This is a genomic window from Streptomyces sp. NPDC055099, from assembly GCF_053607685.1.
This window is the reverse complement of sequence record NZ_JBSGUA010000025.1, coordinates 28,255-41,098: the sequence shown is the minus strand read 5'-3', so window position 1 is coordinate 41,098 and position 12,844 is coordinate 28,255. Positions and strand designations below refer to the sequence as shown.

The following is a 12,844-nucleotide window of genomic DNA, read 5'->3' as shown; positions in this document are numbered from 1 at the left end:
GATCAGTGCTGTGACCAGGAACTGTTCCCGACTTTCTGGATTTACTCGGTAATCCAAGCAGTCAGATACTTGGAAATCCAAGCAAATTCGCAGGTCAGATGGGGTTTCACAGAAATGGGAAGCACTGGGTAACGTGCATTGTGCAGGGCGCTCGCCGGGGCACCTGTCACGCCTGTTCCCGGCCGAGTCGCACCCACCCCGTGCGCGGGCACGGATCAGGCGAGCCGCACTGGCTTACCCGGTAATCCCGGGGGCCGGACCGACGGAGGAGCACACGTGACCGTGGAGAGCACCGCCGCGCGCACACCGCGCCGCAGCACGACCAGCGGCGGGAAGCGCGCCAGCGCCAAGAAGGCCGCGCCGAAGAAAAGCACGGCCGGCACGGGGAGCACGGAACCCCAGCTCATTCAGCTGCTGACCCCTGAAGGCAAGCGGGTCAAGAATTCCGAGTACGACGCCTACGTCGCGGACATCACCGCCGACGAGCTGCGCGCCCTGTACCGCGACATGGTCCTCACCCGCCGCTTCGACGCCGAGGCCACCTCCCTGCAGCGTCAGGGCGAGCTGGGCCTGTGGGCGTCGCTGCTCGGCCAGGAGGCCGCCCAGATCGGCTCCGGCCGGGCCACCCGCGACGACGACTACGTCTTCCCCACCTACCGCGAGCATGGTGTCGCGTGGTGCCGCGGGGTGGACCCGACGAACCTGCTCGGCATGTTCCGCGGCGTCAACAACGGCGGCTGGGACCCGAACAGCAACAACTTCCACCTCTACACGATCGTCATCGGCTCGCAGACCCTGCACGCCACCGGCTACGCGATGGGCGTGGCCAAGGACGGCGCGGACTCGGCCGTGATCGCGTACTTCGGGGACGGTGCCTCCAGCCAGGGCGACGTCGCCGAGGCGTTCACCTTCTCCGCGGTCTACAACGCTCCCGTCGTGTTCTTCTGCCAGAACAACCAGTGGGCGATCTCCGAGCCCACCGAGAAGCAGACCCGGGTGCCGCTCTACCAGCGCGCGCAGGGCTTCGGCTTCCCGGGTGTGCGGGTCGACGGCAACGACGTCCTCGCCGTGCTCGCCGTCACCAAGTGGGCCCTGGAGAGGGCGCGTACGGGTGAGGGGCCCGCGCTCATCGAGGCGTTCACCTACCGCATGGGCGCGCACACCACGTCCGACGACCCGACCAAGTACCGCAACGACGACGAGCGCGAGGCCTGGGAGGCCAAGGACCCGATCCTGCGCCTGCGGACCTATCTCGAGTCCGAAGGTCACGCTGATGAGGGATTTTTCGCGGAACTCGAGGCGGAGAGCGAAGCGTTGGGAAAGCGAGTGCGAGAGGTGGTGCGGGCGATGCCGGATCCGGATCTGATGGCGATCTTCGAGAACGCGTATGCGGACGGGCATGCGCTGGTCGACGAGGAGCGCGCGCAGTTCGCCGCGTACCAGGCGTCCTTCGCTGAAGAAGGCGGTAAGTGACCATGGGCGTACAGAAACTTCCCCTCGCCAAGGCGATCAACGAATCGCTGCGTACGGCGCTCGACACCGACCCCAAGGTCCTCATCATGGGTGAGGACGTCGGCAAGCTCGGCGGCGTCTTCCGGGTGACGGACGGGCTGCAGAAGGACTTCGGCGAGGACCGTGTCATCGACACCCCGCTCGCCGAGTCGGGCATCGTCGGCACGGCCATCGGCCTGGCCCTGCGGGGCTACCGCCCGGTGGTGGAGATCCAGTTCGACGGCTTCGTCTTCCCGGCGTACGACCAGATCGTCACGCAGCTCGCGAAGATGCACGCCCGCGCGCTCGGCAAGATCAAGATGCCGGTCGTCATCCGCATTCCGTACGGCGGCGGCATCGGCGCCGTCGAGCACCACAGTGAGTCGCCCGAGGCGCTGTTCGCGCACGTGGCGGGGCTCAAGGTCGTCTCGCCGTCGAACTCGTCCGACGCCTACTGGATGATGCAGCAGGCCATCCAGAGCGACGACCCGGTGATCTTCTTCGAGCCGAAGCGGCGTTACTGGGACAAGGGCGAGGTCGACACCGAGGCCATTCCCGCGCCGCTGCACAAGGCCCGGGTCGCCCGCGAGGGCACGGACCTGACGCTCGTCGCGTACGGCCCGATGGTGAAGGTCTGTCTGGAGGCCGCGGCGGCGGCCGCCGAAGAGGGCAAGTCCCTTGAGGTCGTGGACCTGCGCTCCATGTCGCCGATGGACTTCGACGCGGTGCAGGCCTCGGTCGAGAAGACCCGGCGGCTCGTCGTGGTCCATGAGGCCCCCGTCTTCCTGGGTGCGGGCGCGGAGATCGCGGCGCGCATCACCGAGCGGTGCTTCTACCACCTCGAAGCTCCCGTGCTGAGGGTCGGCGGTTTCCACGCGCCGTATCCGCCGGCGCGGTTGGAAGAGGAGTACCTGCCGGGCCTCGACCGGGTGCTCGACACTGTCGACCGCTCGCTGGCGTACTGAGGGAGAGGGTCGTGACGACGATGACAAGTGCCGCGCTCGCCGAGTTCAAGATGCCCGACGTGGGCGAGGGGCTCACCGAGGCAGAGATCCTCAAGTGGTTCGTGGCGCCGGGTGACACGGTCACCGACGGGCAGGTGGTGTGCGAGGTCGAGACGGCCAAGGCCGCCGTCGAGCTGCCCATCCCGTTCAACGGTGTCGTGAGCGAACTGCGCTTTCCCGAGGGCACCACGGTCGATGTCGGCCAGGTGATCATCGCGGTGGACGTGTCCGGCGGAGGCGCCGGAAGCGCGACCGCCGCGCCTGCTGAGGCCGCCGCGCCTGCTGAGGCCGCCGAAGCCGCAGCTCCGGCGCAGGAAGCTCCCGCCACGGCTGCTCCCGCCGCGGAAGCTCCTGCCGAGGAGGCCGCTCCCGAGGGTCGGCAGCCCGTGCTCGTGGGCTACGGGGTCGCCGAGTCCTCGACGAAGCGGCGCGCGCGCAAGGCCGCTTCGGAGCAGGCGGAGGCCGCCGGGACGTACTACGCGGCAGCGGTCCAGGCCGAGCTGAACGGCTCCGGCTCGGCAGCCGCCGCCGCGCCCGCCGCCCCCGTGGGCAGCCGGCCGCTGGCCAAGCCGCCGGTGCGCAAGCTCGCCAAGGACCTGGGAGTTGACCTCGCGGCCATCGTCCCGTCCGGCCCGGACGGGATCATCACGCGCGAGGACGTGCACGCGGCGGTCGCCCCGGCCCCCGCCTCCGCTGCCGCCCCCGCCACCGCCCCGGCCCCGGCGTCCGCGCCGGAGCAGGTGCCGACCGAGGCCTCCGCTCCCGCCGGAGCAGCCGCAGCCACAGCCGCCACGGCGGTCGGCGCGGGCGCCCGCGAGACACGTATCCCCGTCAAGGGCGTGCGCAAGGCCATCGCGCAGGCGATGGTCGGCTCGGCCTTCACGGCACCGCATGTCACGGAGTTCGTGACGGTGGACGTGACACGGACGATGAAGCTGGTCGAGGAGCTGAAGCAGGACAAGGCGTTCGCCGGTCTGCGCGTGAACCCGCTCCTGCTCATCTCCAAGGCGCTGCTCGTGGCGATCCGGCGCAACCCGGACGTCAACGCGGCCTGGGACGAGGCGAACCAGGAGATCGTCCAGAAGCACTACGTGAACCTGGGCATCGCCGCCGCGACCCCGCGCGGCCTGATCGTGCCGAACATCAAGGACGCGCAGGCCAAGACGCTGCCGGAACTGGCCGAGTCCCTCGGCGAGTTGGTGTCCACGGCCCGCGAGGGCAAGACGTCGCCGGCCGCGATGCAGGGCGGCACGGTGACGATCACGAACGTCGGCGTCTTCGGCGTCGACACCGGCACGCCGATCCTGAACCCCGGCGAGTCCGCGATCCTCGCGGTGGGCTCGATCAAGCTCCAGCCCTGGGTCCACAAGGGCAAGGTCAAGCCGCGTCAGGTGACGACGCTCGCGCTCTCCTTCGACCACCGGCTGGTCGACGGCGAGCTCGGCTCCAAGGTGCTGGCCGATGTGGCGGCGATCCTGGAGCAGCCCAAGCGGCTCATGACCTGGGCGTAGAACCGGAGATCACGTGAAAGGGGGCCCGCCGCGTGCAGCGCGGCGGGCCCCCTTTGGCGTATCCGGTGAAGGATTGTCCGCCTACTTCTTGAAGCCGTAGTCCATCAGCTTCTTCGCGTCCTTGGTGCGGTTCGTCGACGAGGTCGAGGTGAGGACCGTGCCGATGACCGTCTTGCCGTCGCGCGTCGCGGCGAAGACCAGGCAGTACTTGGCCTGCGGGCCGGAGCCGGTCTTCACGCCGATCGCGCCGCTGTAGCTGCCGAGCAGGGTGTTCGTGTTCGTCCACGACATGTAGCGGTAGCCGCCGCTCTTCGTGGTGACCTTCTGCTTCGTCGACTTCGTCTTCACGACCGTACGGAACGTGGAGCTCTTCATCGCGCTGCTGGCGAGCTTCGTCAGGTCGCGGGGCGTGGAGTAGTTGCTTCCGTTGCCGATGCCGTCGAACGAGTCGAAGTGCGTGTTCGTCATGCCGAGGCTCCTGGCCTGCGCGTTCATCTTGCCGATGAACGACTTCACGCGGGCCGAGCGGGTGGAGCCCTTGCCGAACTTGTCCGCGAGCGCGTACGCCGCGTCGCAGCCGGACGGCAGCATCAGGCCGTACAGGAGCTGGCGGACGGTGACCTTGTCGCCGACGATCAGCCGGGCGGACGAGGCGGTGTTCCTGACGATGTAGTCGCTGTAGGCCTTTTCGATCTTGACCTTGGAGTTGAGGTTCAGGTTCGACTGCGACAGCACCACCTTCGCCGTCATGATCTTGGTGGTCGAGCCCGTCGAACGGCGGGTGTCCGCGGCCTTGGTGAAGAGCGTCTTGCCCGTGCCGTTGTTCATGACGTAGCCGCCCTTGGCGGCGATCGACGGCTTGGGCAGTGCGGCCGCATGGGCCGGGGTCGTGAGGGCTCCGCCCGCGATTACCGCACCCGCGGTGACGATTACGGCCGATGCGCGGCGAATGCCCTTAATGGGGGTGTTCAAGATGAATGCTCCAAATGCCCCTGGAATGCGGCCACATGAGGGTGCCGCTCGATAGTGAGACACACGAGAGGGGCAAATGGATGCGCCTGAACACCGTCAATTAAGGGTGATGTGGGTGATGTCCGGATCGTGGAATGGACGACCTCATGGGTACGTGTTGTATCTATGCTGTGCGCATGCCTGTCGCACCCGCCTCTTCCCCCTCCCGGGCCCCTGCTCGAACCTTGAAGCAGCCACCCGCCGCCGAGCGCGTGTACGCGCACGTCAAGCAGGGCGTGCTCGACCGCCGGTACGAGGGCGGCACGCTGCTCACCGAGGGTGAGCTGGCGGAGGCCGTCGGGGTGTCCCGCACCCCGGTGCGCGAGGCCCTCCTGAAGCTGGAGGTGGAGGGGCTCCTGCGGCTCTACCCGAAGAAGGGCGCGCTGGTCCTGCCGGTGTCCGTGCAGGAGATCGCCGATGTCGTCGAGACGCGGCTCCTGGTGGAGACGCACTCGGTGCGCAAGGCGGTGCCCGCGCCTCCGGCGTTGATCGCCCGCCTCGAGGAGCTGCTGCGGCAGCAGCGGGAGCAGGCCGCCGCCGGGGATCTTTCCGCTGCCGCCGTCACCGACCGGTGCTTTCATGCCGAGATCGTGCGGAGCGGGGGGAACGAGATCCTCGCCCGGCTGTACGACCAGCTTCGTGACCGGCAGTTGCGGATGGGGGTTGCGGTGATGCATTCCCATCCCGACCGGATCGCCAAGACGCTCGCCGAGCACGAGGAGATTCTTGAGGCGTTGCGGGCCGGGGACGCGGAGGGTGCGGTTGCCGTGGTCACCCGGCACGTGGGGTGGTTCCGGGATCTTGCTCGGGGTGAGGTCCGGTGAGGTTGCTCTTTGACCGGTCTCCGTCCGCCGGTGGTGGGATTTCTTTTGCCGCTTCGCGGCATGTTTCCCACCCGCCCACCCGAAACCCCGCAGCACACCACCCCCGTAGGAGCCCCTGGGGCACCCGGAGGTTCTCGCGATGAGTTCTGCCTCCGCCCCCGTCTCCCTCCCCGGCGATCCCCCCGGCGGCAAGAAAGCCATGCTCGTCTGGGGGATCGGTGTCGCCGTCTACTTCGTCGCCGTCATCTTCCGGACCTCGCTCGGCGTCGCCGGGCTCGACGCCGCCGACCGGTTCCACGTCAACGCGTCCGCGCTCTCGACCTTCTCGATCCTTCAGCTGCTCGTCTACGCGGGCATGCAGATACCCGTCGGCCTGATGGTCGACCGGCTCGGCACCAAGCGCGTGCTGACGATCGGAGTCGTGCTCTTCACGCTGGGACAGCTCGGCTTCGCCTTCTCCCCCTCGTACGCAATGGCGCTCGCGTCCCGCGCGCTGCTCGGCTGCGGTGACGCGCTGACCTTCATCAGCGTCCTGCGCCTGGGCACCCGCTGGTTCCCGGCCCGGCGCGGCCCGCTGGTCGCCCAGCTCGCCGGCCTGGTCGGCATGGCGGGCAACCTCGTCTCCACCCTCGTCCTCGCCCGGCTGCTGCACTCCGTCGGCTGGACCGCGGCCTTCGCGGGCAGCGCGCTGTGCGGAGTCGTCGTCCTCGTCCTGATGACGCTGTTCCTCAAGGATCACCCCGAGGGGCACGAGCCGGAGCCCGTGCGGCACACCGGCGGGGCCTTCGTGCGCAAGCAGATCGCCCTGAGCTGGCGCGAGCCCGGCACCCGGCTCGGACTGTGGGTGCACTTCACCACGCAGTTCCCCGCGATGGTCTTCCTGCTCCTGTGGGGCCTGCCGTTCCTCGTCGAGGCGCAGGGGCTCACGCGCGGGACGGCCGGGGCGCTGCTCACCCTCGTCGTGCTGTCCAACATGGTGGTGGGCCTGGTCTACGGCCAGATCGTCGCCCGGCACCACGCGGCCCGCACACCCCTGGCCATCGGCACCGTCGCCATGACGGCCGTGATGTGGGCGGTCACCATCCACTACCCCGGCGACCACGCCCCGATGGGACTGCTCATCGCGCTGTGCGTCGTGCTCGGCGCCTGCGGCCCCGCGTCCATGATCGGCTTCGACTTCGCGCGGCCCGCGAACCCGCCGGAGCGCCAGGGCACCGCGTCCGGCATCGTCAACATGGGCGGCTTCGTCGCCTCCATGACGACGCTGCTCGCCATCGGCGTGCTCCTGGACGCGACCGGCGACAACTACCGGATCGCCTTCTCCGCCGTCTTCGTCCTGGAGGCGGTGGGCCTCAGCCAGATCCTGCGGCTGCGCACGCGCGCGGTGCGCAGGGAGAAGGAGCGCCTGGTCGCCAGCCGCGTCGAGGCAGTCCACGTACCTGTCTGACCCACTCAGGACCAGGGCTACGGCGTGACCGCGAACTCCCGCAGGATCGCCTCGCCCAGGCCGTGATCGCCCTCGATCTTGATCCGGTCGGCCACCGCAGCGTGCGTGACGCGGCCGCACGCCAGGCGGAAGTACGTCTCCCAGTCCAGGCTCAGCGTGGCGAGCGGGCCGAGCGAGGGGGCGCTGTCGACCGTGGCGTGGCCGTCGGCGTCGACACGGACCGTGCGCAGGAACTCGACGGGCCCGCTCACGTCGAAGACGACCGCCGAGTTCGCCGGGGCCGCGGCCTTCTTGGCGACGACCTTGGGCAGCCCCTGCAGCAGGAGGTCCCGCGCCACCAACGCGCCCTGGGAGTCCAGGTTTCCGGGCTTCTTCAGCGTCGTGCGCAGGTCCTGCTCGTGCACCCAGACGTCGAACGCCCGCATGCGCATGGCCAGTTCGAGGGTCTGCTCGGTGCCGAGCGGGCCACGGATCTTGTGGGAGGGGTCACGCGACTCGTTCCGCAGCTGCCGTGAGCGGCGGATGATCGTGTACTCCAGCTCGGAGGTCATCTCGGGCGCGGTGTGGTGGCGCCGGACGTCGACCTGCACCTCCATGTACCGCTGGCCCTCGGTCTTCACGTGGTACAGGTCGCGGGGCAGGGTGTGGATGGGACGCGGGTCGCCCAGCATCTCGCAGTCCAGGCCTATGACGTGGGAGACGACATCCCGCACCGACCAGCCGGGGCAGGGCGTGGCCCAGTTCCACTCTCCCTCGGCGAGCGGTGACACCAGCTCGGATATGGCTGATACGGATTGGGTCCAGGCGTCGGCGTAGGTTTGCAGGCTGGGATGGAGACTCACGGGACCCCTCGACGGTCGTACGCGGGCGGTGGGTGTCTGGGACGCTAAGTTACGCTGCCCGCAGGCACCCCGGCAGTGCTTTCGTGTGACGATCGTAGGCCTGCATTGACGGCTCGAATGCCAGGACGGTGGTAGTGTGCGCGCCTCCCTCATCCAGATCGCCGTAGACGAGGGCGAATCGGTCAATTCCCGCCGCTCGCGGGTCTCTTCACTGGTGCGTGAGACAGCCGCGCGAGAGCGGCCGGATCTCGTCGTTCTTCCCGAACTGTGGACCACGGGCGCTTTCGCGTACGAGTCGTTCGCGGGCGAGGCGGAGCCGCTTGAGGGGCCTACGTACGAGGCGATGGCCAAGGCCGCGACCGACGCGGGCGTCTGGCTGCACGCGGGGTCCATTCCGGAGCGGGACGCCTCGGGGGACCTCTACAACACCTCGCTCGTCTTCTCGCCCGAGGGTGAACTCGCCGCCTCGTACCGGAAGATCCACCGGTTCGGCTTCGACAAGGGCGAGGCCGTCCTGATGGGCGCGGGGGGCGAACTGGTCACCGTGCGCACGCCGGAGACGACGATCGGGCTCGCCACCTGTTACGACCTGCGCTTCCCCGAGCTCTTCCGGGGGCTCGTCGACGCGGGCGCCGAGATGTTCGTCGTCCCCGCGGGCTGGCCCGCGCGGCGGCGTGAGCACTGGACGCTGCTCGCCCGGGCGCGGGCGGTCGAGGACCAGGTGTTCGTCCTCGCGTGCGGAACGGGCGGTGCGCACGCCGGGGTTCCCCAGGCCGGGCACAGCGTCGTCGTCGACCCGTGGGGCGAGGTGCTGGCCGAGGCGGGGGACGGCGAGGAGGTCCTCACCGTCGAGCTCGACCCGGCGAAGGTCGCGGCCACGCGCGAGCAGTTCCCGGCGCTGAAGGACCGGCTCCTCGGAATGGACGCACCACAGCGCTGACGCCGGGACAGGCCCGCCCGGACGCCGTGTCCGGCCCGCTCAGTCGTCGTCGCCCCTCTCCTTCTCGGCCAGGCGGATCACGCAGACCGCGACGGCCAGGAGGAGGGACGCGTCGGCGTCGTCCCGCACGATCTGCAGGCCGTACGTGTCGCGGACCCGGAACCAGCGGCGGGAGATGTCGGCCAGGAGTTCGCCGTCGTACTCGATGGCGAACTCGCGGTCCAGGATCTTGCCGCTCACGTCGAGCTCGGTGCCGTCGACCAGGTCCACGCGGTAGTGGTTGCGCAGGAGCGAGAGGCGCTTGCGCTTGACCGTGGCCAGCTCCCCGCCGTCCCGTTCGATCACCATGGTGTCGCGCAGCGACAGCATCTTGGCGCGGATGTCGATGAGGACGCGGCCCTCCATGTCCTTCAGCTCGAAGGTCTCGCGCAGGCGCATCGCCTTGCCGTCGACGAGGAAGACCTTCTGGCCCCGGTCGTCCTCGATCCAGTAGTCGTCACCGATGCCGAGCAGCCGGTCGCGTACGAGAAGTTTCATGCGGCGATGCCTACCCCGTGGCGCGCATGACACAGCCGGCCCGTGCCACTCGGGGGAAAGTGGGACACAGACCGGCTGTGGATCTGGGGAGGACGCGAAGGCGTCGCGCCAGGCCGTCGTCCTTACGACATGGCGTCCTCAAGGTTGTTCTGCCAGTACGTGACGTGCGAGCCCGCGTCGAGCAGCAGGCCCGCCGCGCCGGGGGAGTTCACCGTGACGTGGCCGTCCGTGGCCTTGCCGCCCTTGGTGACGAGCGTGACGCCGAGCTTCTTGGCGCGGTGGGTCCTGTCGGCGTCGATGCTCGCGAGGCTGATCGCGGCGTAGGCGGACCGGTCCGGTGCGAGGCGGACGACCGACCGGGGGCGGGTGTCCTTGGCCACGGGGAGGTTCTTGCCCGCCGTCGGGTCGCTGACGACGGGGGCGCCGAGGACCGCGCAGGCCTTGCCGCCGTTGTTGGTGATCTTGAGCAGGACGAGCGGCGCGGTGCCGCCGGTGTCCTCCATGCTGATCTGCGCGGTGCGCGGCGTGCAGTCGCCGTCGGCGGCCGGAGCGGGTGATTCCGATTCAGGGCCGCCGGACGCGGTGGCCGACGCCTTGCCGGTGCCGGAGGCCTCGCCCCCGGAGCCCCCGCTCCCGCTTCCGGCCGTGCTCGCTCTCCCGTCGTTGCTCCCGTCACCGCTCCCGCTGTCGCCGTGGCACGACGTGAGCGAGAGGGAGAGCGCGGCGAGCGCCGCGACGGCGAGCGCGGCACGCGTGCTGCGAGCGGTGGTGCGCATGGCGGTGACTCCCCCGTCAGTGGTGGTCGCTCGGGCTTGTTCCACTGAGCCTGCCGCCCGCCACTGGCGTTCCGCTAACACCTGGCTAATGCCGCCGCAGCTCCTCGGGACGGGGCCTGCGGAACGTCGTGGTCGCCGATCCGTCCAGGCCGCGGGCGAAGAGCCGCACCAGATCGGGCAGGACGTAGCGCCCCGCGCCCTCCTCCTGGATCAGGTGCGCAGCGGCCAGGCGGTCGAGCCCCTCGCGGGTGGCGGACAGGCTCGCCCCCGCGAGGTCGGCGGCGCGGTGCGCGTCCACGTCCGGGGTGGAGGCGCGGGCCAGTGCGGCGAGCAACCAGGAGTCACTGCCCGGCAGTTGGCCCACCGAGGTGCGCAGCGCGGCGGCGACCCCGGTGTCCTCGGCGGAGAGCAGGGCCAGCCGCTGCTCCTCGTCGGCGAGTTCGGCGGCCAGGCTGGCCACGGACCGCTGCGGGCGCCCGATGAGCCGGGCGGCGGCGGTGCGCAGGGCGAGCGGGAGCCCGTCGCAGAGGCGGGCGATCCGGCGTACGTCATCGGAGTCGGCGTCCAGGCCCGCGCTCTGCCCCAGGGCGCGCAGGAACAGCTCGGCGCCGTCGCGCTCGCTGAGCGCGCCGACCGGCACGGGGCGCGCGCAGTCCGACGCGACGAGGCCGTCGAGGCGGTTGCGGCTGGTGATCAGGGTGGTGCAGTGGGGCGCGCCGGGCAGGAGCGGGCGGACCTGGGCGGAGTCGTGGGCGTTGTCGAGTACGACGACGATGCGCCGTTCGGCGAGGAGCGAGCGGTAGAGGGCCGCCGCCGGTTCGATGCCGGCCGGCACGTCCTGCTGCCGTACGCCCAGGGCGAGGAGGAACTCCCGCAGGACGCGTTCGGGGTGGGCGGGGTCGCCGCCGCTGAAGCCGCGGAGGTCGGCGAAGAGGTGGCCCTCCGCCTGCGGGTCCGCGTGGTGGTGCGCCCACTGCAGGACGAGGGCGGTCTTGCCCACGCCCGCGGGGCCGGTGAGCAGGACGATCGGCGCCTCCGTCTCCTCGGCGAGCACGGTCTCCAGGGCGGCGAGCTGCTCCTCGCGGGCGGCGAAGGCGCGGGGCGCCCGGGGCAGCAGGCGGGGGATCGCGTTGCCCGGCGGGGGCGCGTCCGCCGGGGTGTCGGGGGTGGCGGCAGCGGAGGGCGTGACGGGTGTGGCGGGAGTGACGGGTGCGGCGGCGGGGCTCGCGCCCTGGGCATCGGTACCGGTACCGGTACCGGCACCGGCACCCGCGCCGGCACCCGCGCCGGGCACCGCGGGCTGCGTCCGCCCTGCAACCGTGGGCCCCCGGCCCTGCTCGACCGGAGGCGGGTCTGCCTGCCGCACGCCCCGGCCGGCCTCCCCGCGAGCGGGAGCCCCGGCGGCTGCGGCGACCCCGGCAGGGCCCGCGGACGCGGCGGACGAAGCACCGCCACCCCCGAACCCCATGTCGTACCGCCCCCGCGGGCGCGGCGGAGGAGCGCCCAGCATCGGGTGGGCCCCGGTGTCGGGCTCGCCGTTGAGGATCTCCTCGTACGCCCGGCGCAGCTTCTTGCCGGGGTCGACCCCCAGCTCCTCGGCGAGGAGTTCGCGCGTCCGGTGGTAGAACTCCAGCGCCTCGGACTGCCTGCCGCACCGCTGGAGGGCCCGCATCAGGGCCGCCACCAGCGCCTCCCGCAGCGGGTGCTGTACCGACTCCGCGCGCAGCAGCCCCACGGCCTGGCCGTGCGAGCCGAGCTTTCCGTACGCCTCGGCGAGCTGCTCTACGGTGACCAGGCGGCTCTCCTCAAGGCCCCGCGCGGCGGCCAGCATCGGCTCGGTGGCGACGGTGCCGGTCAGCGCGGGCCCGTTCCACAGCGCGAGCGCCTCCCGCAGCATCAGCGCCGTGTCCGAGGGCTCGCGCTGCCGTCCGGCCAGTTTGACGAGGTCCTCGAAGCGGCTGACGTCGAGCAGGGTCTCCGGGAACTGGAGGGCGTACGCGCCGCCCTGCGTGGCGAGTTCCACGCCGTACGCGTCCAGGCCCGCCTCGACGAGCAGGGCGCGCAGCCGGGAGATGTGGCCCTGGATGACGGTGCGCGCGTGCAGCGGCGGTTCGCCGTCCCACAGGGTCTCGGTCAGGGCGTCCACCGAGACCGGCGTGCCCGCCCGCAGCAGCAGCGCCGCGAGCAGGCTGCGGCGCTTGGCCGGGCCGAGGGGGACGGGTCCGCTGCCTCCGGCGACGCTCACCGGTCCGAGCAGCTGGAACTCCACCTGGCCTCAACTCCTTCGCCGCGCAGGCGCTTCGCGCCCGCGCCTCGCGCCTCGAATCATGTTTCGAACAAGGCCCAAGAGTATCGCCGGGGCCCGGGGGGGCCCCGGGGGGGGCCCCGGCCCCGCCCGGCGGGGGGCGGGGGAACGGGGGCGGGCGGGGGGGCGCCGCGGGCGAGGGGGGGGGGGGGTGAA

The 12,844-nt window shown here is 71.0% G+C and carries 11 protein-coding genes; 6 read left to right on the top strand and 5 right to left on the bottom strand.

Features of this window, described 5'->3' with window-relative positions; genetic code table 11:
* Window positions 1–276 precede the first annotated feature (276 nt).
* Genes pdhA through ACWFRU_RS38090 form a run of 3 tightly spaced genes read left to right on the top strand, consistent with a single transcriptional unit; the run spans window position 277 to window position 4,006 of the window.
* The gene (pdhA, locus tag ACWFRU_RS38100; RefSeq protein ID WP_453692728.1) at window positions 277–1,473 is read left to right on the top strand and encodes a pyruvate dehydrogenase (acetyl-transferring) E1 component subunit alpha; all 1,197 of its coding nucleotides are present in this window, start codon (window positions 277–279) and stop codon (window positions 1,471–1,473) included.
* Window positions 1,474–1,475: 2 nt separating this feature from the next.
* Window positions 1,476–2,456: an alpha-ketoacid dehydrogenase subunit beta gene (locus ACWFRU_RS38095; protein WP_453692726.1), complete on the top strand. Its 981-nt coding sequence runs from the start codon at window positions 1,476–1,478 to the stop codon at window positions 2,454–2,456.
* Window positions 2,457–2,467: 11 nt separating this feature from the next.
* A complete protein-coding gene (locus tag ACWFRU_RS38090) occupies window positions 2,468–4,006 on the top strand; it encodes a dihydrolipoamide acetyltransferase family protein (protein ID WP_453692724.1) in 1,539 nt (512 codons plus the stop codon).
* Window positions 4,007–4,087: 81 nt separating this feature from the next.
* Here the strand turns inward: ACWFRU_RS38090 and ACWFRU_RS38085 are convergent, their stop codons facing one another.
* Window positions 4,088–4,978: a D-alanyl-D-alanine carboxypeptidase family protein gene (locus ACWFRU_RS38085; protein WP_453692722.1), complete on the bottom strand. Its 891-nt coding sequence runs from the start codon at window positions 4,976–4,978 to the stop codon at window positions 4,088–4,090.
* Window positions 4,979–5,154: 176 nt separating this feature from the next.
* Here ACWFRU_RS38085 and ACWFRU_RS38080 point away from each other — a divergent pair, with 176 nt between their 5' ends.
* Both ACWFRU_RS38080 and ACWFRU_RS38075 read left to right on the top strand, forming a co-directional pair.
* Window positions 5,155–5,841 (top strand): GntR family transcriptional regulator, encoded by a 687-nt coding sequence (locus ACWFRU_RS38080; RefSeq protein WP_453692720.1) that lies wholly within the window; start codon window positions 5,155–5,157, stop codon window positions 5,839–5,841.
* Window positions 5,842–5,980: 139 nt separating this feature from the next.
* Window positions 5,981–7,288: an MFS transporter gene (locus tag ACWFRU_RS38075; RefSeq protein WP_453692718.1), complete on the top strand. Its 1,308-nt coding sequence runs from the start codon at window positions 5,981–5,983 to the stop codon at window positions 7,286–7,288.
* Between the two features lie 17 nt (window positions 7,289–7,305).
* Here ACWFRU_RS38075 and ACWFRU_RS38070 read toward each other — a convergent pair whose 3' ends face one another.
* A complete protein-coding gene (locus tag ACWFRU_RS38070; RefSeq protein WP_453692716.1) occupies window positions 7,306–8,130 on the bottom strand; it encodes a maleylpyruvate isomerase family mycothiol-dependent enzyme in 825 nt (274 codons plus the stop codon).
* Window positions 8,131–8,266: 136 nt separating this feature from the next.
* On the opposite strand from ACWFRU_RS38070, the gene ACWFRU_RS38065 reads away from it, so the two are divergent.
* A complete protein-coding gene (locus tag ACWFRU_RS38065) occupies window positions 8,267–9,070 on the top strand; it encodes a carbon-nitrogen family hydrolase (protein ID WP_453692714.1) in 804 nt (267 codons plus the stop codon).
* Window positions 9,071–9,109: 39 nt separating this feature from the next.
* Here ACWFRU_RS38065 and ACWFRU_RS38060 read toward each other — a convergent pair whose 3' ends face one another.
* The 3 genes from ACWFRU_RS38060 to ACWFRU_RS38050 all read right to left on the bottom strand — a co-directional run bounded on the left by ACWFRU_RS38060 (window position 9,110) and on the right by ACWFRU_RS38050 (window position 12,652).
* Window positions 9,110–9,607 carry an LURP-one-related/scramblase family protein gene (locus ACWFRU_RS38060; RefSeq protein ID WP_453692712.1) on the bottom strand — a complete coding sequence of 166 codons (498 nt, stop codon included), beginning with the start codon at window positions 9,605–9,607 and terminating at the stop codon, window positions 9,110–9,112.
* A gap of 122 nt (window positions 9,608–9,729) precedes the next feature.
* On the bottom strand, window positions 9,730–10,383 hold the full coding sequence (locus tag ACWFRU_RS38055; protein ID WP_453692710.1) for a DUF4232 domain-containing protein: 654 nt from the start codon (window positions 10,381–10,383) through the stop codon (window positions 9,730–9,732).
* An 85-nt stretch (window positions 10,384–10,468) separates the two neighbouring features.
* Window positions 10,469–12,652 (bottom strand): BTAD domain-containing putative transcriptional regulator, encoded by a 2,184-nt coding sequence (locus tag ACWFRU_RS38050; protein ID WP_453692708.1) that lies wholly within the window; start codon window positions 12,650–12,652, stop codon window positions 10,469–10,471.
* Window positions 12,653–12,844 lie beyond the last annotated feature (192 nt).